The 25,186-nt window shown below is 69.4% G+C and carries 13 protein-coding genes; 4 read left to right on the forward strand and 9 right to left on the reverse strand.

Going from position 1 to position 25,186, the window contains the following annotated elements; translation table 11 throughout:
• Positions 1–146: 146 nt before the first annotated feature.
• The 9 genes from TX83_RS03315 to TX83_RS03355 form a co-directional block, all read right to left on the reverse strand.
• Positions 147–2,369 (reverse strand): carbohydrate binding family 9 domain-containing protein, encoded by a 2,223-nt coding sequence (locus TX83_RS03315; protein ID WP_141233336.1) that lies wholly within the window; start codon positions 2,367–2,369, stop codon positions 147–149.
• Entirely contained in the window at positions 2,369–3,952 is a 1,584-nt protein-coding gene (locus TX83_RS03320) for a glycosyltransferase family 87 protein (RefSeq protein WP_064746511.1), read from the reverse strand. The genes TX83_RS03315 and TX83_RS03320 overlap by 1 nt, the downstream gene beginning before the upstream one ends.
• Before the next feature lie 97 nt (positions 3,953–4,049).
• Positions 4,050–4,808, reverse strand: a complete 759-nt coding sequence (locus TX83_RS03325) for an HAD family hydrolase (protein ID WP_064746512.1) — start codon at positions 4,806–4,808, stop codon at positions 4,050–4,052.
• Complete coding sequence (locus tag TX83_RS03330) at positions 4,805–6,883, reverse strand: hypothetical protein (protein WP_064746513.1); 2,079 nt, start codon at positions 6,881–6,883, stop codon at positions 4,805–4,807. The genes TX83_RS03325 and TX83_RS03330 overlap by 4 nt, the downstream gene beginning before the upstream one ends.
• A complete protein-coding gene (locus TX83_RS03335) occupies positions 6,880–7,467 on the reverse strand; it encodes a phosphatidylinositol-specific phospholipase C/glycerophosphodiester phosphodiesterase family protein (protein ID WP_064746514.1) in 588 nt (195 codons plus the stop codon). Before TX83_RS03335 ends, TX83_RS03330 begins: the two co-directional genes overlap by 4 nt.
• Positions 7,464–8,270: a class I SAM-dependent methyltransferase gene (locus tag TX83_RS03340; RefSeq protein ID WP_064746515.1), complete on the reverse strand. Its 807-nt coding sequence runs from the start codon at positions 8,268–8,270 to the stop codon at positions 7,464–7,466. The genes TX83_RS03335 and TX83_RS03340 overlap by 4 nt, the downstream gene beginning before the upstream one ends.
• 23 nt (positions 8,271–8,293) lie before the next feature.
• Positions 8,294–9,478: a glycosyltransferase gene (locus tag TX83_RS03345; protein WP_186442506.1), complete on the reverse strand. Its 1,185-nt coding sequence runs from the start codon at positions 9,476–9,478 to the stop codon at positions 8,294–8,296.
• Positions 9,475–11,133, reverse strand: coding sequence for an NTP transferase domain-containing protein (locus TX83_RS03350; protein ID WP_064746516.1), 1,659 nt, complete (start codon positions 11,131–11,133; stop codon positions 9,475–9,477). The genes TX83_RS03345 and TX83_RS03350 overlap by 4 nt, the downstream gene beginning before the upstream one ends.
• A gap of 38 nt (positions 11,134–11,171) precedes the next feature.
• Positions 11,172–12,362, reverse strand: a complete 1,191-nt coding sequence (locus TX83_RS03355) for a class II aldolase/adducin family protein (protein ID WP_222423710.1) — start codon at positions 12,360–12,362, stop codon at positions 11,172–11,174.
• Between the two features lie 254 nt (positions 12,363–12,616).
• Between TX83_RS03355 and TX83_RS03360 the strand changes: the two genes are divergently transcribed.
• Genes TX83_RS03360 through TX83_RS03375 form a run of 4 tightly spaced genes read left to right on the forward strand, consistent with a single transcriptional unit; the run spans position 12,617 to position 25,161 of the window.
• Entirely contained in the window at positions 12,617–15,955 is a 3,339-nt protein-coding gene (locus TX83_RS03360) for a non-ribosomal peptide synthetase (RefSeq protein WP_064746518.1), read from the forward strand.
• Positions 15,952–19,287 (forward strand): non-ribosomal peptide synthetase, encoded by a 3,336-nt coding sequence (locus TX83_RS03365; protein ID WP_064746519.1) that lies wholly within the window; start codon positions 15,952–15,954, stop codon positions 19,285–19,287. The genes TX83_RS03360 and TX83_RS03365 overlap by 4 nt, the downstream gene beginning before the upstream one ends.
• A gap of 28 nt (positions 19,288–19,315) precedes the next feature.
• A complete protein-coding gene (locus TX83_RS03370) occupies positions 19,316–23,821 on the forward strand; it encodes a non-ribosomal peptide synthetase (RefSeq protein ID WP_064746520.1) in 4,506 nt (1,501 codons plus the stop codon).
• The gene (locus tag TX83_RS03375) at positions 23,818–25,161 is read left to right on the forward strand and encodes an MFS transporter (protein WP_064746521.1); all 1,344 of its coding nucleotides are present in this window, start codon (positions 23,818–23,820) and stop codon (positions 25,159–25,161) included. The genes TX83_RS03370 and TX83_RS03375 overlap by 4 nt, the downstream gene beginning before the upstream one ends.
• Positions 25,162–25,186 lie beyond the last annotated feature (25 nt).

Below are 25,186 nucleotides of genomic sequence, written 5' to 3' on the forward strand. Positions count from 1 at the left end.
GCGGCTGAATCGCCGGCCGACGCGACCGGGCCCAGCCCGGGAGCCTGCCCCCGCCGCCCGGCCGGACCGGACGCCGCACCCTATACCTATATATAAGGTGCGACGACCCGGCACCGTCCAAGCGCCCTGCCCCGGCACGGCACGGCTCAGAAGTTGAACAGGTAGCTGAACTTCATGAAGAGCTGCTTGCCGCTGTGCAGGTCGAGGTCGCGGGTGCGAGCGACGAAGGCCGGGTTCTCGTTGATGCGCAGGTTCTGCTGCTGGTCGGTATAGCCCAGGTAGAACGCGGTGCCGGGGTTGGGCGAGTAGCTGACCAGCAGGTCGGTCACCAGCTTCTTGTCGCGCGGGATCAGGAACAGATTCGTATCCGAATCCAGCGCCTTGTAGTCGAAGATCACGTGCGCGGCCCAGAAGCGGCTGAACTGGTACTTGATCTTGGTGAACGACTGGGTGCTGCGAAATACCTTGGAGTCCGAATCCCGCCCGGCGATCGAATGGCGCGTGCGCAACTCGTCCCAGATGAAGGACTGGTCGATGCGCAACTGAGCGAACGGGCTCAGGGTGAACTTGAGCTTGAACAGGCGTTCGTCGGCCAGGAACGGGTCCAGCCCCGGCGCCGGCAGATGGTTGACGGTCTCGCGCTGGGTGTAGCTGACTTCCCCGCCCAGCCACTTGAACCATTCGCTGCTGACGCCGAGCTTGAAGCCGTCCATGTAGAAATCGCGGCCGCCGAAGTACTCGTAGCCGCGAATCAGATTGCCCTCGATCTTGGTCAGGCGCAGTCCGTTGACGACGAAGCCCGGCTCCATGCTCCAGTCCTGGGTGTCGCCCTTCTGGTCCCAGGTGCGGTAGGCGGTCAGAGTCGGGCCCATGTTGACCAGCCACGGCGCATCGGGGAACTGCTTGAGATAACCCGACTTCTGGTACAGCTGCTTGATGCCCACGCGCGGCACGAAGCCGAGCTCGGCTTCGAAATCGTCGGAGATGTCGATGTACTGGCCGTCGAACGTGAAGTCGCGGCCGCCGCGGATCGCCTGCGCGAACAGCAGGTCGCCGTCGCGGCGGAAGTCGCCTTCCTCGCGCGATTTGCTCTTGATCGCCTGGGCGTTGAGCAGCCAGTTGTCGTTGAGCTTCATGCGCGAGTCCAGGCCGAACACGCGGTTGTACTGGTCGCCGACGCTGCGGTCGGAGGCGAGGAAGCCGACGTTGGACTGCTCGCCGACGTCGCGCTGCAGGCGGGCCACGCCGATCTTGCCGGTCTTGCCGTAATCCTTGCCCGACAGCAGCAGGCCGGCGGATTCGTCGTCCATCAGCAGTCCGCCCAGGGCCCAGCGGCCGAGCCGGCCGGTGACGCGGGCGCCGTACTGCGGATTGACCACCCGGCGCGAGTAGAACAACGACACCGGCAGGCCGAAGATGCCGCTATTCTCGAGGAAGAACGGCCGCTTCTCGACGAAGCTCTGCTCGAAGCGCTCGTTGACGATGACCTGCGGCTCGTCGGTTTCGACCTCGCTGAAGTCGGGATTGACGGTCAGGTCGACCGCGATCGAGTCCTTGACCACGAACTTGGCGTCGACGCCGACCTCGCTGCGGCGATGGCCGCGCATCGACGGCTTGCCGGCCGAATCCACGCCCAGGGTCTCGGCGTCGCGGTAGGTGACGTGCGGGATCAGCTGGATATTGCGGCTGGGCTGGATTTCGTCCTCGATGCGCGCGGCGGCGAACTGCTGGACGAAGCCCTCCTTGCGCTCGGTGATGTAGGGCCAGTACACGAACTCGTTGGTGCGCGGAATGATGCGGTTGATCGCGATGCCCCAGTTCTGCATGTCGCCGCGTTCGAAGCGCAGGCTCTTGAACGGGATCTGCATCACCGCGACGTAGCCGTCGTCGGTCAGTCGCCCGTCGGACACCCACTGGGTATCGAAGTTGAAGTCGTAGCCCAGCCCTTCGGTGTAGCGGCTGTCCATCTGCGCGCCGTAGGGGTTCACCGTGAACACGAAGGCGCGCTGCTTGTCGCGGTAGGTGTCGAGCATCAGCTGCACGCCGTCGTCGCCGAACACCGCGTCGCGGCGGGCGATGCGCGCGCGCACCTGCTTGGGATCGTCCTTGCATACGAACACCACGTACAGGTGATGATCGTCGTAGGACAAATAGGCGCGGGTCTCCAGCGACGAAGGCACGCCGTCGCCGGGCTTGTTCTGGCGGAAATCCTTGACCTCCACGCCAGCGTCGGCCGGCACGCCGCCGATGTAGTCCTGCAGACGCGGTGCGTGCTCGGCGCGAGGGATGTTCAGCACATCGTCGGCCAGCGCCGGGAACGCGCTGCCGAGCAGCGCCAACAGGGTGGTGCACAAAGTAACGCGACGCATCAGTGTTCCGCCTTAATCGTCAGAGGAGTCGGGAAATTCCGGACATCGCCGTCCATGGCGGCGGAGACCGGTGGTCGGGAATCGTCGGCGCGCCAGAAAAGCGCGCTGGGCGAGCGCAGGCCGGGACGGCGCAGCACCGTCCACAGGCACAGGCCGATCGCGATCGCCTGCACCGCGGTGGCCAGCAGGATGCGCGCAGGCACCTCCGGCAGCGGCAGGCCGCCGACCGGCAACACCGCATTGCAGGCCAGCCAAGCCACGGCGAGCAGCGCGACGCTGCGTAGGTTGGGCATGCAGCCCGCGGCGATCAGGCTCCACAGCCAGATCGGCGCGAACAAACCGCTGTGGTCGGGCACGAAGGGGCTGCGGAATACCGCCAGCCCGAGCAGAGCGATCCAAACCGCAGCGCGCTCCAGCCGCGACATCGCGTCGTGGCGCAGGCCCGCGACGATCGCCATTACGATCGCGGCGCCGGTCCAGATCCAGGCCACCGCCCCCATCGTCGCCCGGTCCAGGCCATCGACACCGAGGATCTTGGCCTTCAGCACCAGGCCCGGCACCGACTGATTGATCGCGCTGACCCACTCCAGGCCTTCGATCTCGAGGAAGGCCCACGCCTCGCCGTTGGCGATGCGCGGGGCCTGGTAGTGCAGGAAGGCTTCGAACGGCTGCTGCCCTAGCCACAGATAGGCGACGACGGTGTACAGCGCGGCGAAGGCGCAGGTCCAGGCCGCCGCGGCCCACCGCCGGCGCGCCAGCAGGTACACGCCGAGCAAGCCCGGGAACAGTTTGAACGCGGCGAAGCCGAGCAACGCGCCGCCGCTGATGTTGCGCCCGCGTTCGAACTGGATCATCGCCAGCACCGACAAGGCGATCGCCGCGAGCTGAAAGTTGCCGACCTGCAGGGTCACCACCACCGCGCTCGACACCATCACCGCGGGGATCAACAACCAAGCGCGGCGACCGGCGCCGCCGCCGATCCAGCGCGCCGCCGCCCACAGGCCTGCCAGCACGATCGCCCCTTCGAGCGCGAACCAGATCGCACGCAGCGAATAGAAATCGCCGCCCAGGGCCAGGCCCAGCCGCGGCAGCAGCAGGAACTGCGGCAGGTACAGGAATTCGTCGAGCTTGAAGCGGCCCATCGAGCCGCTGTAGAGCATCGGGTCGTACAGATTCGCCGCGCTCTCGCGCGACAGCTCGGCCGCCTGCCAATAACCGGAGTAGCAACTGTGGCCGATGTAGAACGGATCGAACCAGAACGCCGAAAACTGTGCCTGCTCGGCGTCGGCCAGGTACAGCGCGACGCCGCTCAGGCGCAGCACCGCCAACACCGCGATCGCGGCCAGCAATAGCGCGGCCAGCGGCCGGCGCGCGAATGCCGTGTCCCATTGCCGCGGCAGGCGCCGCGCCAACGGCGCGCCGGCCGCGGCGAGCGCAAGCACGGCCACTGCCAAGGCCAGGGCGGGACGCAGGCCGAACCCGGCCAATCCCGTGGCGAGCATGGGCGCGGCCAGGCCCAGAGCGATCGCCGCGATCGCCCAGCGGCCGGCGCCCGGCGACCGTGAATCGGTACGTGTTTGCATCGACGAACTCCTTATCTTCCCGGTCCCCGCCGGGTCGCTGCAGCGGCGCCCCCGCGCCGCTGCGGTGTGTCCTGGTGCCGCTCGCGCGGCGCTTCGATCAGTTCTTGCCCACTCCGTCGACCTTGCCGGAGAAGAAATAGCGGTGCAGCTCGTTGAAATCGTCGAATTCGACGTCGCAGCCGGTGGAAGCGCCGTCGCGGCCGCGATCCACCCGCAGCAGCGTGCCCAAGCCGAAGTTGCGCGCGCCGGCGACGTCGTTGACCGGGTGGTCGCCGATCATCCATATCCGGCTCGGGTCCAGCCCGAGCTTGTCGATCGCCAGGCGGAACGGCGCCGCTTCCGGCTTGTCGGCACCGGCTTCCTCGGAGGTGACGACGTAGTCGAAGCAATCGTCCAGGCCGAAGTAGATGATCTTGCGGAACTGAATCTGCGAGGTCAGGTCGGTGATGATCGCCGTGCCTATGCCGTTGCGGCGCAACGCGAGCAGGAAGTCACGCACGCCCGGGAACAGCTCGCAATGCGAAAGGAAGGTGCGCCAGTAGGTCTGCTCGAGATCCAGGGTGATCACCAGCTGGGTCTTGCGCCCGAGGATCTCGATGCCGCGCTGGAAGTAAAGCAAGCGACTGTGCGAGCTGGCGGTCTTGCCGAGTTGGCGCTTGACCTCCTCGCGGGCGCGCGCGAACGCGTCGCGCACCTCCTCCTGGCCGACCCCGAGCAGGCGCACCGCCTTGCGCTCGGTGGCCGCCAACGCCTGCGCATGCGGATGCTCGTAGGCGTACAGGGTGTTGTCGGTATCGAAGATGATCGCCTGCGGCGCGCGCATCACCTTTTGCGAATTGTGGATTCTCAGGCTCATCGTATCCGGCTCTTCAACGATTCCTCGATCTGGATCAGCACCAGCAATTGCATGATCCCACTCATGCCGTCCTCCCAGCGCGGCTGGATGTCCAGCATTTCCTCCAGGCCCGGCACCAACGCGCGCGCGGCCATGGCGATGTCTTCGGCGGCGACGTCGCCCTCGATGCTCATTTCGACCTCGCCGCCGTCCTCGGCGGTCTGCACGTCCAGGTGCAGGCCGCAGATGCCGATCAGGATCCGCGCCATGCGCTCGTGCGAGGTGCCGTTGCGGATCAGCGCGACCAGCTTCAATCGCACCTGGTCCGGCGACGGCGCGGATTCCAGTTGCTGCGCGTTGACCGGCATCAGCCGCAGCACCAGTCCGGCGGCGGCGCGCTGCGGGTGGATGTGCTGGCGCGAATCCAGCATGCGCCGCTCGATCGAGTTCAGCACCTGCTGCAGGGCATGGCCGCGCTGGCCGACATCGCGGTGGATCTTCCAGGCCCGGCGCAGGTCTTCGTCGATGTCGAGGAAGATCGCCACGTCGAAGCGTTCGCGCAAGCGCTGCATGTGCAGCGCATGCAGACCCGAAGCGATCACGACGTCGTTCTTGTCGATCCGGGTCGGCGCGGTGAAGCGGCCGGCGCCGTGGTCGTAGTGGCGGCACAGGATCGGCTTGCCGTCCATCAACGCGAGCACGTCGTTGTTGAAGCGCTGCAGGTCGTTGGCGCGCGGGTCCAGGTGGGTCAGGCCCTTCCACATCGGTTCGAAGCGGTCCCAGACGTGATAGTCGTCGCCGGACACGTGCACCACCGAGTGTTCGCCGAAGATTCCGGCCAGGGCGCGGCTGAGGGTGTCCTTGCCCGAACCCGAGTCGCCGGCGATGCCGAGCGTGACCGGCTTCTGCGCGATCCGGTAGTAGTCGTTGCGGGCGATGCGCTCGCGCAGCATCTGCACCAGCAGCACCAAGCCGGCCGCGACCAGGCCGGTGTAGGCCAGCGAATGAAGATGAGGGCTGATGCGCCCGGCCACAGCGGCGATCGCCGGCGCGGGATCCCAGCCCAGCCAGGGCGCGGAGGCGCCGCTGGAGTCGATCAGGTGCATGCCGATCAGCAACAGGGAGAACGCCGCGGTCAACACTCGCGCACTGCGGTCGCTGCGCAACTGGTGCGCGACCAGGAACGGCACCAGCCACAGGTACCAGCCCGGCGGCGCCGGCGTCGCCAGCACCACCAGGAAGAACGACAGCCCGGTCGCGGCGACCAGCAAGTCGAAGTTGATCCGCCGCAGCCGCCACAGGCCGTAGGCCGCCAGCAGGTACAGCAGCGGCGTCAGGTACAGGCGCAGGTCCTGGCCCAGCGGCAAGGCCAGGTCGAATACGCGCAGCGATTCCGGCGTACCCAGCACCATGCGCACAAAACCGGACGACCCCAGCCAGGGCAGCAACAGCACCGCTGCGGTGGCGACGGCGGCGAGCGCGAACGGCCGCAGCAGGCTGCGCAGGCGTTTGTTGCGCCACAGGTAGATGGCGAAGAACGGCGCCGCCAACAACATGCTGAGCTTGGCCGCCACCGCCAGCGCCAGGGCCGCACCGCTGGCGCCGGCGCGGTAGCGGCGCAACTGCAGCAACGACCCCAGCAACAGCGCGATCGGCACGATGTCGGTCTGGCCGTTCCAGTACGTCACGTACAGCACGATCGGCGACCACCAGTACAGCCACAGCAGTTGCCGCGGCCGCTCCGGCCACAGCCGCGCCAGCAACGCCAGCGCGCACAGGTCGGCGCCGAGCAGGCCGAGCCGGAACCCCAGGCCGCTGGCATAGGCCGAGCCCAGCGCCGCATCGGCCAGCAGGCCCAGCGCAGTGCCGGGCATGTGGGCCAGCAGCATCACCGGTCCGTAGGGGTAGGCCATCGCCTCGCCGCCGTCGGCGAGAAACGCCGACCACGGGTCCCAGGCCGGTTGCAGCAGCGCGTGGCGCACGAACGGCACGAACCAGGCCTGCTGGATCTGCGGCACCAGCAAGGCCGCCAGCGCCAGCTTGAACGCCAGCCCCCATCGGAACACCGGGTCGTGCCAGATCCGCTGCGCGCTCATCGCCAAAGATCCGGTTCCTTGGTGCAGACCGCATCGGCGACGATGCCTTCGCGCGCCAGCAGGGTGCGCAGCGCCGGGATCTCGCTCGCCGCTTCGCGCCCCTGCAGTTCCGGCGACACCAGGCACAGGCGCAGGCCGGCTTCGCGCAAGCGCCGCGCTTGTGCGCCGTCGAGCGGGAAGCGGCTGAAGCAGTCGACCCAGACCCAGTCGATGCGTCCGGCCAGACTCAGCGCGGTATCGATCGACTCGAACTCCGATACCCGCACCGCGCAGCGGCGCTCGCCGTTGCGTGCGGTGCGGATCAGGAACGGGAACGACTGATCGAGAAAGAAGTAGTCCTCGATGCCGTGCGCGCGCATCAGCGCGATCAGCCGCTCCTCCAGTCCTTCCTCCTTCACGTTGAGAATCAGCAGCCGATGGCGGTAGCCGGCCAGCCAGTCCTGGAAGCGCTCGCCCTCGACGAAGGCGTCGTGATGCACGATCAGCTCATCGCCGCGGCTGCGCAGGTCCAGCTCGACGCCGAGCTCGGGCGCGGTCGCGCGCAGCTCGGCCAGAGTATTGCGGCGGTGGCGCACCAGGATCATGCGTTCGCCGCCTTGCGCAACACGATCGAGCGGCCCATCGCGAACACCGACGGCAGCAGCCCGACCAGCAGGCGGTCCGCGGCGTCGATGGCCTTGAGCGCGAACTCCGGCAGCTCGACGGTCTTGGCCTGCACCACCACGCCGCCGGAGACCAGGAACACGAAACACTCGTTGAGCTCGTTGCGCTCGATCGTCAGGCCCGGCAGTCGGCGGCGGAACTCGGCCTCGTCGCGGAACAGCAGCTGTGGGATCGCGCAGTTCGCCGACCAGGGGTCGCGCGGGTCGTTGGCCACCACGTCCGGGTCGAACACGTCGACGTCGTAGGACCAGCCCTCGTGGCGCATCGCCCGCAGCGCCAGGCGCAACAGGAAGCAGGTATTGAGCTCCTGGATCAGGATCAGCCCGCCCGGCGCCAGCTTGCGCTGGATACCCTCGAAAAAGCGCACCGGGTTGGGCAGGTGATGAATCATGTGGCTGAACACCGCTACGTCGATGGAGCCGTCGGCCTGCGGCGGGTCCATCGCGTCGGCGACGTCGTCGACCCACGGCCGCGGCTCGACGTCGGTCAGGCGGAAGTTGTCGTGGCGGATGAATTCCTTGCTCAGCCCCGAACCGGCGCCGAACTCGACCACCCGCTGCCCCGGCTGGATGTAGGCGTTCATCCACTCGTAGCGCTTGCGCAGCAGGAATTCGAGGTTGCGCGGCCGATGCTTGAGGAAGAACTCGCGCGCGCGGCCGACATCGCCCTCGTTGGCGAAGCGGTTTTCTTCGTGGGTCGGGAAATAGGTGCTCGGCAGGAACATGGCGGTATCCGATAGCGAGAGGGTCAGCGCGCGCCGAGTCCGCGGCGCAAGCGCCAGCTGAAGTCGACGGTGCGGCGGATGAAGCGCAGCTTGGCGCGCCAGTCGACGTTCCAGTGCGAGCGGCCGTGCGCGCGCGGGCCGAACCGTACCGGGAAGCGACGCACGTCCAGGCCGCACCGCCGCGCCTGGTGGTAGGCGTACAGATCCAGGGCGAAGTCGTGCGGCGGATCGTTCCAGCGCCGGAAGAAGTCGCGTGGGAACAGGGTCGGCTGGGCGTTGATGTCCCACATCGGCCGGCCGAGCAGCACGGTCTCGAACAGCGACATGCCGACGGTGAAGATCGCATCGCCCGCCGGCCGACCGTAACGACGGCCTTTGACGAAACACGCTTCGGCACCGGACGCGAACAATTCCAGCCCACGCAGGGCGTCGACCGGATCGGTCTGCAGATCGGCATGAGTCCAGCCCAGCAGTTCGCCCTGCGCAGCCTCCAGTCCGGCGAGGATGCCGTAGCCATAGCCCTGATTGCGCTCGACCCGCAGGCTGCGAATGCGCGCCTGCCCGTCCAGCAGGGCCGCCAACACCGCCGGCGAGTCGTCGGTCGATCCGTTGTCGACCAGGATCACTTCGCTGCGCTCGTCGAGAAAACTCTCGCGCAGGCGCTGCACCAGCAAGGGCAGGTTGGCCGATTCGTTGTAGCAGGGAATCACCAGCGACAAGCGCGGGCGCGCCACAGCGACGCCGGCGACCGGGTCATGCCCGGAGCGCGCCGGGGTCGCGGCGGGCGGAGGCGCGTCGCCGGCGAAGGCGAACCATTTCATGCCGGCGAAGGTCGTCGCGGTAGACACACAGGTAGCGATCGCGAACGACACCGCGATGCCGACCTCGCCCCGGCCCAGCCAGGCCAGCATCAGCGCGTTGACGCCGACGTGGGCGCCCAGCGCGGTGGCGTAGACAAGCACGAACCGCAACACCTCGCCGCGCCGCATCGGGACGGCCAGATTGAAGGTGAACAAGCGATTGGCGAAGAAGCTGAATACCGTGCCAGCGACGAAGCCCAGCGCCAGCGCCGGGTGCGGCGAAGCGCCGGACAGCATCAGCCCGCGGTAGATCGAGAAAGTGATCGCCGCGGACGTTCCGCCGACCAACACGAAGCGCAGCAGTTCGCCGCGCAGGCGCCCGAACCCGGCGGCGGCGGTCGCGTTCACCACGAGGCGCGCTCCGGCCGGCGCATGCGATAGCGATTTTCCAGCCCGGCGCGCGCATGCTCGGCCACGCGAGGGTCGCGCTCCAGCCGATACGGATGCGTCGGCCATTTGTGGAAGCAGGACTGCCAGTACTCGTACGTGCGCAGGTCGTCCGGCGTGCCCCAGCACAGGTAGTGCGACACTTCGAACACGCGGCACGACAGCCCCATCGCGATCGCATCGTTGATGCACTCGTCGATGTAGAACTCGCCGTTCACGCGTCCGTCGCGGGCGATCATGGCCTCGGCCGCGGCGACGAAATCGCCGGCGCGGCGGAAACTGAAAGTGCCGAGCACGATCGGATCGCGCGCCGGGTCGGCCAGCGGCTTTTTGACCGAGACGGCCTTTACCCGGCCCTCGGCCTCGTCGACCCAGCCGTAGTGCTGAGGTCGCCGGGCCGCACCGGGATAGCCGCGCGCGACCCAGACCAGCACGTCGGCGCCGCCGTCTCCGCCGAGCAGACCGGCCAGCGCCTGCGGATCGAACAATGCGCCGTTGTCGCAGGCGCCGATCGTCAGCGGCTGCTGCGGATCGATGCCGTCCAAGCCCTGCAGGCAGGTGCGCGCCTGGCCGTCGGTGACCTGCTCCAGGTCGACCAGGGCGCAATCGGGAAAGCGCTCGCGCAGCGTCTGCGCCACCCGTTCGCGCCCGGGCAGGTCGCGGCGCTGGACGAACACGCGCCGCCCCGGCTCGGGCAGGTCGCGCGCCGCCTGCACCACCATCGGCTCGCCGGAGACCTCGATCAGCGGCTTGGGCTCGTCGTAGCCCGCTTGGGCGAAGCGCGAGCCCAAGCCGGCCATCGGCACCATTACCGCCCCGCGCTGGCGCGGTGGCGGCTCGCGTGCGGGATCGCCCAGACGGCGGAACGCGTCCGACCAATAGCGATACTCCTCCAGGTCCTGCGGCGTGCCCCACTGCATGAAGTGGTTGAGCTCGTACACGGCGATGCGCCGGCCGTCCTCGAGCAGGGGCTTGTAGGCCAGGCTGACGTAGCGCTCGCCGCCCAGTTCCAGGTCCGGCCGCGCCATGGTGCGCTCGAACGCATCGCGCATCAGCGCTCCGGAAGCGAAGTAATAGCTGCCGCTGGAAGCGAACTCGCTCTGCGGCCGGTCGGTGTACGGGCGTTTTTCCTGGATATCCAGCACCCGCCCGCGTTCGCTGCGCACATAGGCGTAGTTGGTCGACCCCATCATGTGCGGATGGAAGCCGGTGTAGCACGGGATCGCGCCGTCGCAACCGCTGGCGGCGACGAAGTCCTTGAAATCGGCGTAGTCCCAGCTGCAGGAGAAGTCGCAGTAGTTGACCAGGGTCGGCGGGGCCGGATCGATCGCATCGATCGCCTGCAGCACCGCATTGACCGGCCCCAGCTTGTGCGGCGCGATGGCGACGATGCGGCCGCTGGGACAATGCTCCTGCAGGATCTCGGCCATCCGGTACGCCGGTTCGCCGAGATGGTCGCGGTTGCACACGAACACGAACTCGGTCTCGCCCGGAAACAGATCGACGACATGGGCGATGATCGGCTTGCCGTCGACTTCGATCAGCGGCTTGGGCACGCGGTAGCCGGCGCGGCGAAAGCGCTCTCCGAATCCCGACATGGGTACGACGATTTGCATGCTGTCCTTCCGTGGAGAGTTCGTTGCGATCGGTCCGTTCAGTTCATCGAACGCGCCAAAGCGCGTCGGTAGGCCTCGGCATCCCAGTCGACCAGCGCGGCGACCTCGTCCGCATCCAGCCGCGCCAGCGGTTCGTCGCCGTTCAGGCGCAAGGCCAGCAACGCCAGGCAATGCAGCATCGCCTGCGCCCCGGTCGACGATTCTGGCGCGACCAGCACGCCGGCGTCTTCGACCAGCGCGAACGCCGGCATCGCGCCGCATTCGCGCAAACAGCGCTCGACCGCCTGCGACAAACGTTCGCCGGCGCCGACCACGGCCGCGCGGGCGCCGAGAAACACCGCGTGATCGGGATACAACACGCCGTCCGCGGCGATGCGGCGGGCGATCGCATCGGTCGCCAGCGCATGCGCCAGCGGTTCCGACGGCGGCTGCCAGGCCAGATCATTGGCAGCGCGCAGTCGCTCAGGCTGCGATGGCGGCGCAAGGCGTTGCGCCCGCAGCAGCCGGCGCTCCACCGCCTCCAGCCGCGCGGCGACCTGCGCGCAATCCTCGCCGCCGACCACCAGGCCGTGGTTGGCCAACACCAGCACGTCCGGCACGTCGGGCGCGCGCGCGTCGATGGCAGCGGCGACAGCGCGCGTCAAGGGATGTCCGGGCCGGCGATACGGCACCCACGCCCAATTCAGGTCGGTTAACAGCGACCGCATGCGTTCCTGTGCATCTTTGCGCACCGCCCAGGCCAGCGCATTCACCGAATGCACGTGGGCGACCACACGATGCGGCAGCAGCGCATGCAGCGAGGTTTCGATCGACGGCCGCAACGGCAGACCGCGCGCGATATCGACGATGCGCGCTTCGGCATCGTCGTGCCGCAACGCAGCACGCACTTGCGACAAAGGCAGGCGCACGAACAGCTCGCGCTCGCGCGCATGCGCGAGCCAAGTGCCGGACGCCTTCACCCACAAGTCGTCGCCGCGCTTGAGCGAGGTATTGCCGCCGCCCCCCTGAACAAGCAAAGGCTCTGCGCCAATCCGCGCCGAAAACGCGATTAGATCGGTTAAAAACTCTGCATTGGCCACGGCGTTCACCCTGCGGGCGATGTGCCCGCGTGGTGTCTTTCGTGGTGCCAGAACTGCCATTCCATGCATTGCCCCCCGGCTGTGAAACTCCTGGAAACTCCCTCTACGCAGCGGAATTCGAGAACCGGACATCCCGTCCGGCGGATACATCGCTGCGTTGGCCCGTCTTCACGTCGATCTCCCCGCCAGGCACTGGACGACCCGGCAATCGATGTGGTCCGCTTTGCGCCCGGATCCCGTTATGTGGATAGGATAGAGATCAGGGGGCACCGCCGACGGCATGCCAAGGATGCAAGCGACTGGGGGTCGCGCGCAACTGCATCTCAAGGTTTGCGAGCGCTGGATGCCATAAGGGAGCCGACGGGACTGGTCGGCCGAATGGAGTCGTCACAAGGAAGGGGTTGATGAACGAGATCGATGACCGCATCGCGGGGCTGTCCCCGGCGAAGCGAGAGCTATTGCGCCAGATCGCCGCCCGCCAGCGCGCCGGCCAGAACAGGATCACCGCACGCAGCAGGCCCGAGCGCATACCGCTCAGCTTCGGCCAGCGTCGGCTGTGGTGGCTGGACCAATTCAGTCCCGGCTTGACCGCCTACAACCTGCCGGTTGCGTTGTGGCTGCACGGCGAACTCGATGCGCAGGCCTTGCGTGCATCGTTGCAAGCCTTGCTCGATCGCCATGAAGTGCTGCGTACGGTGTATCGCACTCACGACGGCGATCCGTACCAGCGCATCCTCGAGCGTATCGCGCTACCGTGGCGCGACAGTTCGGTCGCGCACGTCGATGAACAAGGCCGACAGGCAGCGGCGTTGCGGATCGCGCGCGAGGAGATCGGCCAATCCTTCGACCTCGCCGGCGACGCGATGCTGCGTGCGCACCTGGTCGAACTCGCGCCGCAATCGCATCTGCTGGTGCTGACCTTTCACCACATCGCCATCGACGGCTGGTCGATCGGCCGACTGCTGGACGAACTGCAACTGCTGTACAACGCACGCCGCGAAGGCCGCGACGCCGCGCTGGAGCCGCTGGAGCTGCAACTGGCCGACATCGCCCTGTGGCAGAACGAAACCTTCGGCGGCGACGGACTGCAAGGCCAGCTCGACTACTGGCAACAGCGCCTGACCGGCGCGGCCACGTCGCTGGACCTGCCCGCCGATCGCCCGCGCCCGGCCGCGCAGAGCTTCCGCGGTGCGCTGCACCGGCGACACATTCCCGACGCGATCAACCAGCGCGTCGAGCGTTTCGCCCGCGAGCGCAAGGCCACCGTGTCGATGGTCTACATGGCCGCGTACCAGGCGCTGCTGTCGCGCTACACCGGCCAGGACGACATCACCGTGGCGATGGGCGTGGCCGGCCGGCAGCGGGTCGAGCTCGAACCGGTGGTCGGTTTCTTCGTCAACACCCTCGCGCTGCGCACGCGGCTGGACGGCGAGCCCAGCTTCGCCGAACTGGTCGACCGCGTCGGCGACGGCATGCTCGGCGCGATGGACAACGCCGACGCGCCGTTGGACCGCGTGCTGGAACTGCTGCGCCTGCCGCGATCGAGCAGCCACACGCCGTTCGCGCAAGCGATGTACTTCTTCCAGAATTATCCCGAGCACCCGATCGAACTCAGCGGCCTGCGCACCGATCCGGTGCACACCGTCGAGCTGATGCCGGGCACCGCGCAGGGCGACCTGAGCCTGTTCGTGACCCAGGACGCGCGCCGTGAACTGGTGTTCGAATACAGCACCGACCTGTTCGACGCGCCGCGCATCGAGCGACTGACCGATCACTTGCTGAATCTGCTCGATCACGCGCTGGAGGCGCCGCAAACGCCGGTGCACGCGCTGCGCCTGATCGGCGCCGAGGAACGCGAGGAACTGGCGCGCTGGAACGACACCGGGCGCGAACTGCCGGCCGATCCGACGCTGGCCGCGCTGGTGCAAGCACAGGTGGAGCGTTCGCCGGATGCGGTCGCGCTGCGCTTCGGCGCGCGCGAACTGAGCTACCGCGAACTCGACCGACGCGCCAACGCGCTCGCCCACGAACTGCGCGCGGCCGGTGTCGTCGCCGGTTCGCTGGTCGGGCTGTACGTCGACCGCACGCCGGAAATGCTCATCGGCCTGCTCGGCATTCTCAAGGCCGGCGGCGCCTACGTGCCGCTGGACCCGACCTATCCGGCCGATCGCCTGAGCTACATGCTCGAAACCTCGGCCGCGCGGGTGCTGGTGACCCAGCGCGAGCTCGCCGCGACGCCGCCGGGCGGAGTAGAAACCGTGGTGCTGGCCGATGCGGATGCGGCGCTCGACGAACGCGCCGAGCGCGCGCCGGCCGACGGCGCGTCGCCGCAGGACCTGGCCTATGTGATCTTCACTTCCGGTTCGACCGGCAAGCCCAAGGGCGTGGAGATCCGCAATCGGTCCGCGGTCAACCTGCTGCGCTCGGTCGCCCGCGAACCGGGCCTGGCCGCCGGCCAGACGCTGTGCGCGATCAGCACGCTGTCGTTCGACATCGCTCTGTTCGAGCTGGTGCTGCCGCTGACTGTCGGCGCGACCATCGTGCTGGTCGACCGCGACACCGCGCGCGACGGCCTCGGCCTGCGCCGCCTGATCGAAGCCGCGCAGTTGGACGTGATGCAGGCGACGCCGGCGACCTGGCGCATGCTGCTGGAAGTGGGTTGGCGCGGCAACGCCGAGCTGAAGATCATCTCCACCGGCGAAGCGCTGCCGCGCGAGCTGGCCGATCGTCTGCTGCCGTGCTGCGGCGAGCTGTGGAATCTTTACGGGCCGACCGAAACCACGGTGTACTCGGCGCTGTGCCGGGTGTTCCCGGGCGAGGGGCCGATCCTGGTCGGCAGGCCGGTCGACAACACCCAGATCCATATCGTCGACGCGCGCATGAACCTGCAACCGGTCGGCGTGCCGGGCGAACTGCTGATCGGCGGCGACGGTCTCGCCGCAGGCTATCGCGGCCGACCCGACCTGACCGAAGAGAAGTTCATCGCCGATCCGTTCTCGTCGGTCCCCGGCGCGCGCCTGTACCGTACCGGCGACCTGGCGCTGTGGCGGCGCGACGGCACGATCGAGGTGATCGGCCGCATCGATCATCAGATCAAGCTGCGCGGCTTCCGCATCGAACTGGGCGAAATCGAGTCGGTGCTGGCCCAGCGCGCCGATGTCAGCCAGGCCGTAGTCCACTGTCGCGAAGACCGCCCCGGCGACAAGCGCCTGGTCGCCTATGTCACCGCCGACGGCACCGCGCCGACGCCCGACGCACTGCGCGATCACCTCAAAGCCGCCCTGCCCGACTACATGGTGCCGAGCGCGTTCGTGATCCTGGAGCAGTTCCCGCTGACGCCGAACGGCAAGGTCGACCGGCGCGCGCTGCCGATGCCGGAAGACGTCGCCAGCAACGACGACGACGCCGGCGGCGAGCCGCGCACGCCCGAGGAGCAGACCCTGGTCGAGTTGTGGCAGCAGTTGCTCAACGTGCGCCGGGTGCGGGTCCGCGACAACTTCTTCGACCTCGGCGGACATTCGCTGTTGGCTACCCGGCTGCTGGCGCGCATCGACCAGAGCTTCGGCGTCGAGTTGCCGTTGCGCACGCTGTTCGAGGCGCCGACACTGGAGCAGTTGGCGGCGCGCGTGGCCGTGGCGCGCGACGATTTCGCCGACGAGGACCTCGATGCCCTGCTCGCCAGCCTGGAAGGGCTCAGCGACGAGGAAGCCGCTGCGCAACTGGATGGCGGAGCGCGGTCGTGAACGAGCTCGACCCTCGCCTGGCGGCCCTATCGCCGGAAAAGCGCGCGCTGCTGCTGCAGCTCGGCCGGCGCCAGGCCGCCGCGCGCAACGCGCTGGTTCGCCGCGAGCGGCCGGCGCGGCTGCCGCTGTCGTTCGCCCAGCAGCGGCTGTGGATCCTCGATCAGTTCGAACCCGGTTCGCCGGTGTACAACGTGCCGATGAGCCTGTGGGTCGAGGGCCGCCTCGACCAGGCGGCGCTGCAGCGCGCGCTCGACGAGATCGTGCGCCGCCACGAAAGCCTGCGCACAGTGATCCAGGCCGACAGCGAGGGTCCTTGCCAGCAGGTGCTGGATCCTGCGCCGGTACCGCTGGCGCAGGAGGATCTGCGCGGGCTGCCGGCATCGGCGCGCGAGGCGGCCGCGTTCGAACGCGGCCGCGCCGAGGCCGCGCGGCCCTTCGATCTGGCGCGGGGCCCGATGTTCCGGGCGACGCTGATCCAGGTCGAAGATCAGCGCCGCCTGTTGGTGCTCAACGCCCACCACATCGTCGTCGACGGCTGGTCGCTGGGCATCCTGCTCGACGAGTTGCAGCAGCTGTACGCGGCTTATGCGCAGAACGCGGCCTCGCCGTTGCCCGAGCCGGCCTTGCAGTACGCCGACTACGCGCTGTGGCAGCGCGAGGAGTCCGAGCGCGGCAAGCTGCAGCCGCAACTCGACTATTGGACCCAGCGCCTGGCCGGCCGCCTGCCCGTGTTGGAGCTGCCCGGCGACCGTCCGCGGCCGGCGCGCCAGGATTACGCCGGCGCGGCCTTGCGCGAAACGGTCCCCGCCGGGCTTTACGAGCAGGTCAAGCAGCTTGCCCGCGAGCACGGCGCGACGCCGTTCATGGTCGTACTGGCCGCGTTCCAGACCCTGCTGATGCGCTACAGCGGCCAAACCGACCAGATCTGCGGCGTCGGCCTGGCCAACCGCGGCCGGCCGGAGCTGGAGCCGATGATCGGCTTCTTCATCAACACCCTGGCGATGCGCCACGACCTGTCCGGCGATCCGAGCTTCGCCGAGCTGCTCGCGCGGGTGAAGGACGGCACGATCGGCGCGTTCTCGCATCAGGACCTGCCGATCGAGCGCCTGATCGAGAGCCTCGACCTCGACCGCGCGCTCAGCCATACACCGCTGTTCCAGGTCATGCTGTTCTTCCAGAACTTCCCCGCCGGGGCCGCGCCGACCGCGGAGCTGGAACTGCGCTCGGTCAGCTTCGACGCAGTCAATCAGGGCACCGCGCGCACCGATCTGTCGCTGTTCGCGAGCGAGGACGCCGGCGAGCTGCGCTTGTTCTTCGAATACGCCAGCGCGCTGTTCGATCACGCCACCATCGCCGCGTTCGCGCGGCATTTCGTGCAGCTATTGCGTTCGGCGGTGGCCGAACCGCAGCGCCGGATCGGCGAGCTGGAGATTCTCGACGCCGACGAACGCGAGCGGCTGCTGTACGCCAACAACGACACCGCGCTGGACTTGCCGCAGCAGGCGCTGCACACCGCGTTCGAAGCCCAGGCCGCGCAGCGGCCGCAGGCGATCGCGGTCGAGCAGGGCGACATCCGCTTGAGCTATGCCCAGCTCGACGCCCAGGCCGATGCGGTCGCGCGCGCCCTGGCCGCGCGCGGCATCGGCCGCGGCGACCTGGTCGGGCTGCTGGTCGAACGCACCCCGCGCATGCTCGCGGCGCTGCTCGGCACGCTCAAAGCCGGCGCCGCCTACGTGCCGATGGACCCCGCCTACCCGGCGGAGCGGCTGGGCTTCATGCTCGAAGACGCGGCGATGCGGACGGTGCTGGGCGAACGCGAGCTGCTCGCCCGGCTGCCGTCCGCGCAGGCGACGCTGGCGCTGGAAGACGCGCTCGCCGCACCCGGCGAAGGCCGCCCGGCGGGCGCGCCGCAGGCCGACGACCTGGCTTACGTCATTTTCACCTCCGGCTCGACCGGGCGGCCCAAGGGCGTGCAGATTCCGCACCGTGCCGCGCTCAATTTCCTCGCCTCGGTCGCGCGCGAACCCGGCCTGGACCGCGGCGACGCGCTGTGCGCGGTGACCACCTTGTCGTTCGACATCGCCGTGCTCGAACTGCTGCTGCCGCTCAGTGTCGGCGCGCGCATCGTGCTCGCCGACCGCGAAACCGCCACCGATGGCCTGGCCCTGGCGCGACTTCTGGAAAGCTCGCGCAGCACGGTGATGCAGGCCACGCCGGCGACCTGGCGCATGCTGCTCGACGCCGGTTGGCGCGCGCCCGCCGGCCTGCGCCTGCTGTGCGGGGGCGAGGCGCTGCCGCGCGAACTCGCCGACCGCCTGCTCGCCGACGGCGCGCAGTTGTGGAATCTGTACGGGCCCACCGAAACCACGGTGTGGTCGGCACTGGAACGCGTGCGCTCCGACGGCGCGATCTGCGTCGGCCGGCCGATGGCCAACACCCAGATCTACGTCGTCGACCGCGCCCTGCGGCCGGTGCCGGCCGGCGTGCCCGGCGAGCTGTTGATCGGCGGCCTCGGCGTGGCCCGCGGCTATCTGGGCCGACCGCAGCTGACCGCGGAAAAGTTCGTACCCGATCCGTTCGGCGCGACCCCCGGCGCACGCCTGTACCGCACCGGCGACCTCGCCCGCTGGCGCCGCGACGGTCGCCTGGAAGTGCTTGGCCGTATCGATCACCAGATCAAGCTGCGCGGCTTCCGGATCGAACTGGGCGAAATCGAAGCGGTGTTGGCCGAACATCCCTCGGTGCACCAGGCCGTGGCGATCTGCCGCGAGGACCGCCCCGGCGACCAACGGCTGGTCGCCTATGCGGTCGCCCGGGCCGGCCAGCGCATCGACGTCGAAGCCTTGCGCGCGCTGGCCAAGCGCCGCCTGCCCGACTACATGCTGCCTTCCGCCTGGGTCGCGCTGGAGGCGATGCCTCTGACCCCGAACGGCAAGGTCGACCGTCGCGCGCTGCCGGCACCCGACGCCGCGGCCGAAGCCGCCGCGGGCGAGCGCTATGTCGCGCCGCGCAACGCCGAAGAAGAAACGCTGGCGGCGCTGTGGGCGGAGACCCTGGGACGCGAACGCGTCGGCATCGAAGACGACTTCTTCGCGCTCGGCGGCCATTCCCTGCTCGCCACCCGCTTGCTCAGCCGGATCAACCAAAGTTTCGCCGTCCAGGCGACGCTGCGCGCGCTGTTCGAGGCGCCGACGGTCGCCGGCTTTTCCGCATGGCTGAGCGAACATCGCATGAGCGGCCTCGACGCCGAGGACCTGGCCGGCATGCTCGATCGACTCGAAGGCCTGTCGGACGACGAAATCCAGGCCCTGCTCGCCGGCGCCGGCGCCTGATCCTCGGCATTCAAGGACGAATACCCGCATGACCGCAGTCACTCCTCCCGCCGACGCTCTGGCCGAACGCCTGTCGCGGCTGAGCCCGCAGCAGCGCGAGCTGCTGCAGCGCCAGCTCGCCGCGCGCAACGGCGCCGCGGCGCCGCGCGACGAAGCCATCCCGCGCCGCAGCGTCGCCGGCCAAGCGCTACCGTTGTCGGCCGCTCAGCAACGGATGTGGTTCTTCGAGCGCTTCCAGCCCGGCACCGGCGCCTATCACGTCTATGGACACTACCGCCTGCGCGGCGCGCTCGACGCCATGGCATTGCAGCGCGCGTTCGCGACCATCGTGCGCCGCCACGACGCCTTGCGCACCGGTTTCGACGAAGTGGCCGGCGAGCCGCGCCAGACCGTGGTCGCGCACGTCGATTTCGCGCTCGATCGCCACGACCTGACTGCGCTGCCGGAAGCGCAGCGCGAGGCCGAGATCCAGCGCCGTGTCGGCGCCGAAAGCGAGCGGCCGTTCGATCTCGCTCGGCCGCCGCTGCTGCGCGCCGGGCTGCTGCGCCTGGCCGACGACGACCATGTGCTGATGGTGGTGATGCACCACATCGTGTCCGACGCCTGGTCGTTCGGCGTGCTGCACGCCGAGTTGGCCGCGGCGTACGCCGCCGAACTCGACGGCGGCGACGCCGGTTTGGCCGAGTTGCCCCTGCAATTCGGCGATCACGTGCTGTGGCAGCGCGAGCCGGCGCAGATGCAGCGCATCGACGCTCAACTCGATTATTGGCGCGGCGCCCTGGACGGCGTCGGCGGCCTGCTCGATCTGCCCAGCGACCGGCCGCGTTCGGCCACGCCGCTGGGCCGTGGCGCGCGTCTGCCGCTGCACCTGCCGCCCGAACTCGGCGCGGCGGTCGAAGCCTTCGCGCGTCGCCACGGTGCGACGCCGTTCATGCTGCTGTTGGCGGTGTTCCAGGCCCTGCTCGGCCGCCACAGCGGGCAGGACGAAGTCGTGGTCGGCTCGCCGGTCGCCAATCGCGAGCGCAGCGAAACCGGGCCGCTGATCGGCTTGTTCGTCAACACCCTGGCGCTGCGCGGCGACCTGCGCGGCGAGCCCTCGTTGCTGACGTTGCTGGCGCGTACGCGCGGCCAGGTGCTGGATGCGCTGGAGCACGCGCAGGCGCCGCTGGAACGGGTGGTCGACGAGCTGCGCATCGAGCGCGTGCCGGGGCGGACGCCGTTGTTCCAGACCATGTTCGTGCTGCAGAACGGCAACGGCGCGCCGTTGCGCCTGGCCGGCCTGGACGCGTACTGGATCGAGTCGCAGGTGCAAAGCGCGCGCTTCGAACTGACCCTGTCGCTGGGCGACGCCGGCGACGGGTTGCGCGGCGTGCTCGACTACGACACCGACTTGTTCGATGCCGAGACCGCGCAACGCCTGCTGCGCCAGTACGAAGTCCTGCTGCGCAACGCCCTGGCCGAACCGGAACGGCCGTTGGCCCGACTGAGCCTGCTCGACGACGAACAGCGCGAGGAACTGCTGCGGCTGGGCGACGGCGGCGCGGTCGAAGACGCCGAAGATGCCCACCTCTATACGCTCATCGCCGCCCAGGCGGCACGCACGCCCGCCGCCGCGGCCTTGGTCGAACCCGGCCGCGAACTGCGCTATGCCGAACTGATCGCGCGCGCCAACGGCCTCGGGCTGCGCCTGCAAGCGTTGGGCATCGGCCCGGAAGCGCGGGTCGCGGTGCTGGCCGACCGCTCGGCCGACGCCATCGTCGGCGTGCTCGCCGCGCTGGCGGCCGGCGCGGCCTACGTGCCGCTGGACCCCGGCCATCCCGACGAGCGACTGCGCTTCCTGCTCGCCGACGCGGGCGCGCAGGCGCTGATCGTGCCGCCGACGCAGCGCGCCCGCGCCCAGGCGCTGGCGCCGACGCTGCCGGTGCTGCACAGCGACGAAGCCGAGCCGAACGCGCAACCGCCGGCGGCGACGCGCCGGGCCGATCATGCGGCTTACGTGGTTTATACCTCCGGTTCGACCGGCCAGCCCAAGGGCGTGGTGATCGAGCACCGCGGCGCGGTGAACCTGACCCGCGGTTTCATCGCACGCCACGATTTCGCCGGTCAGCGTTTGTTGATGATTCCGCCGCTGGTGTTCGACGCCTCGGTCGGCGATCTGTTTCCGGCCCTGGCCAGCGGTTCGGCCCTGGTCCTGCATCCGACCCCGACCGAGCTGGGGCCGTTCGAACTGGAGCGCTTCTGCGACGAACACGGGGTCAGCGCGATCGACGCGCCGGCGGCGCTGTGGCGGCGCTGGAGCGAAGGCTGGGCCGCGGCGAAGCGCGAACGCCCGCTGCTGCCGCAGCTGCGGTTGATGATGATCGGCGGCGAAAGCGTGCCGGTCGAACAGGTGCGCCGCTTCGCCGCGACCACCGAAGGCCGCGCGGTGCTGTGCAATCATTACGGCCCGACCGAGGCCTCGGTCTGCGCGACGGTGCTGGCGACCCGCGACGCCAGCGAGCTGAGCGCACTGGAACTGCCGATCGGCCGGCCCTTGCCCGGCGTGCGCTGCTACGTGCTCGACCGCCACGGCGCGCTGGCGCCGCGCGGCGCGGTCGGCGAGCTGTGCATCGGCGGCCTCGGCGTGGCGCGCGAGTATCTCGGCCAGCCCGAACTCAGCGCGCAGGCCTTCCCGCCCGATCCTTACGCCTCCTCCGCCGATGCGCGCCTGTATCGCACCGGCGATCTGGCGCGCTGGGATCGCGACGGCCATCTGCAGTTCCTCGGCCGCCGCGATCACCAGATCAAGCTGCGCGGGTTCCGGATCGAGCTGGGCGAGATCGAATCCGCGCTGGAAGCGCACGAATCGGTCGAAAGCGCGGTGGTGTTGCTGCGCGAAGACCGCCCCGGCGACCGTCGTCTGATCGCCTATGTGGTCGGCGGCGACGGCCTGGACCCGGGCCGCCTGCGCGAACATCTGGCCCAGCGCCTGCCCGAGGCGCTGCTGCCGGCCCAGTATCTGCGCCTGCCGGCGATGCCGCTGACCGTCAACGGCAAGATCGACCGCAAGGCGCTGCCGGCGCCGAGCGCGCAGGCCGCGCTCGAACGCAGCCTGCGCGCGCCGGCCAGCGATACCGAACGCGCGGTGCTGGCGGTATGGCGCGACGTGTTGGGCCGCGACGAGCTCAGCACCGACGACGACTTCTTCGCCTGCGGCGGCGATTCGCTGCTGACCTTGCCGCTGGTGTTCAAGTTGCACGCCGCGCTCGGGGTCGAACTGCCGCTGGCGGCGGTGTTCGCCGCGCCGACCATCGCCGGCCAGGCGCGCAAGATCGACGAACTGCGCGCAGGCGGCGGCGAGGACGCCTTCGATCTGGCGGCCGAAGTGTCGCTGGACGACGACATCGATCCGCGCCTGACGCCGCTGCCGGCGGCGCCGCGCGGCGCGCCGGCCTCGGTGCTGATCACCGGCGCCACCGGTTTCCTCGGCGCTTATCTGGCGCGCGAACTGCTCGACGCCACCGACGCCGAGCTGCTGTGCCTGGTGCGCGCGGCGAACGCAGAGGACGGCCTGCGCCGGATCCGCGCCAATCTCGACAGCTACGGCCTGTGGCGCGAGGCCGACGGCGCGCGGCTGGTGCCGGTGCTGGGCGATCTGGCCGCGCCGCGACTGGGCCTGGACGAAGCCGGATTCGATGCGATCGCCCGGCGCGCCGAGGCGATCTTCCACAACGGCGGCCAGGTCAACTTCCTCGCTCCCTACGAACACCTGCGCGCGGCCAATGTCGAAGGCACCCGCGAAGTGCTGCGCCTGGCCACCCGCCACCGGGTCAAGCCGGTGCATTTGGTATCGACGCTGGGCGTGTGCCTGATCGGCTCCAACCTCGAGCGCACCGTGCGCGAGTCCGATCCGCCGCCGCCGGCCGACGAGCAATACGGCGGCTACAACCAGAGCAAGTGGGTCGGCGAACAGCTGGCGTTGCGCGCGCGCGAACGCGGACTGCCGGTGGCGATCTACCGCCCGGCGCGGATCACCGGCGACAGCCGCAGCGGGGTCAGCAATCTCGGCGACTACTTCAACGCCTGGCTCAAGGGCTGCGTGCAGCTCGGCGCCGCGCCGCATCTTCCCGACGAGGCTTTCGACATGGCGCCGGTCGACTACGTCGGCCGCTCGATCGTGCGCATCGCCCTCGGCGCCGGCGACGCCAACGGCAACTTCCACTTCTACAACCGCGCGCGCCTGCCGATTCCGCTGGCGGTGGCGCGGCTGCGCGCGGCCGGCCACGCGCTGGACGAGATCGACTACCCGCGCTGGCGCGAGCGCCTGCTGGCCGAGGCCGCGGTGTCGCGCGACAACGCCCTGGCCGCGTTCGCCGGATTGTTTCCGGCGCAGCCCGACCCGCGCGAGCCGACCTTCGATTGCAGCGCCACCGCCGCCGCGGTCGCGCCGCTGGGACTGGTCTGCCCGCCGGCCGACACGGCGCTGTTCGACCGTTACCTGGCCTTCCTGCACGAACGCGGCTTCCTGGCGCAGACCGCCGAGGCGACGGCATGAACCGCTGGTCCGGCCTGCGCGACTTCCTGCTGATCTGGGCCGGGCAACTGGTCTCCGGCGTCGGATCGCGCCTGACCAGTTTCGCCTTGGGCGTGTGGGTGCTGCAGACCACCGGTTCGACCACCCGCTTCGCCCTGATCTTCGCCGCCATGGCGGTGCCGGCGCTGCTGATCGCGCCGTTCGCCGGGGCCCTGGTCGATCGCTGGAACCGGCGCCGCACCATGATCGTGTGCGAAGCCATCGCCGCGGCGACGATGCTGGCGATGGCCGCATTGCTCGCCAGCGGCCGGCTGGCGATGGCGCACATCTACCTCGGCGTGGCGGTCACCGCGCTGACCAACGCCTTCCTGCAACCGGCCTATCAGGCCAGCATTCCGTTGCTGGCCAATCAGGAACAGCTGACCCGGGTCAACGGCATGGTCCAGACCGGCTTCGCGGTGGCCCAGGTCGGCGGGCCCCTGCTCGCCGGCGTTCTGGTCAGCTCGATCTCGATGCCGGGGGTGCTGCTGGTCGATGCGCTGACCTTCTGCGCCGGCGTGGTCGCGCTGTGGCTGGCGCGGGTGCCGCAGCCGCAACGCAGCCCGGACGCGCAAGAGCAGAGCCTGTGGCGCGAAGCGGCGACCGGGTTCCGCTACGTGCGCGAACGCCGCGGCCTGCTCGGCCTGCTGATCGTGCTGGGCATCAGCAACTTCATGTTCGGCCTGGCCAGCATCGCGATCACGCCGCTGATCCTGTCGGTGGCCGATCCCGGCCTGCTCGGCGTGCAGATGGCGATCGGCGGGGCGGGTCTGCTGATCGGCGGCCTCGCGGTCAGCACCTGGGGCGGGCCGCAACGTCGCATCGTCGGCGTGCTCGGCTTCTCCCTGCTGGCCGGATTGTTCCTGGCCGTGCACGGCCTGTGGCCCTCGTTCGCGCTGCTGGTGGCCGCCGGTTTCGCGTTCTTCCTGACCGTGCCGGTGATCGGCGCCAGCAACGCCGCGCTGTGGCAGAGCAAGGTGCCGGCCGACCTGCAGGGACGCTGCTTCGCGATCCAGCGTGTCCTTTCCGAGGCCGCCATGCCGTTGGCTTACTGCCTGGCCGGACCGCTCGCGGAGCAGGTATTCGAACCGTGGCTGAGCGCCGATGGCCTGTTGGCCGGTTCGGTCGGCGTTGTCATCGGAACCGGTCCCGGCCGCGGCCTGGGCCTGATGTTCGTGGTGTTGGGCGTGGCGATGATGCTGACCGCGGCGCTGGCCTGGTCGGTACGCGCGATCCGTCAGGTCGAGGACGACCTGCCGGACGCGCCGGTCGCAGCGGCGCAGACGCGCAAGGCGGATAACACGATGGAGTGCGCGGCCTGAGGCGCGACCGTGCGCGCAGCGGGCC

It is taken from the genome of Lysobacter antibioticus HS124 (assembly GCF_000336385.2).
Lineage (GTDB): Bacteria > Pseudomonadota > Gammaproteobacteria > Xanthomonadales > Xanthomonadaceae > Lysobacter > Lysobacter firmicutimachus.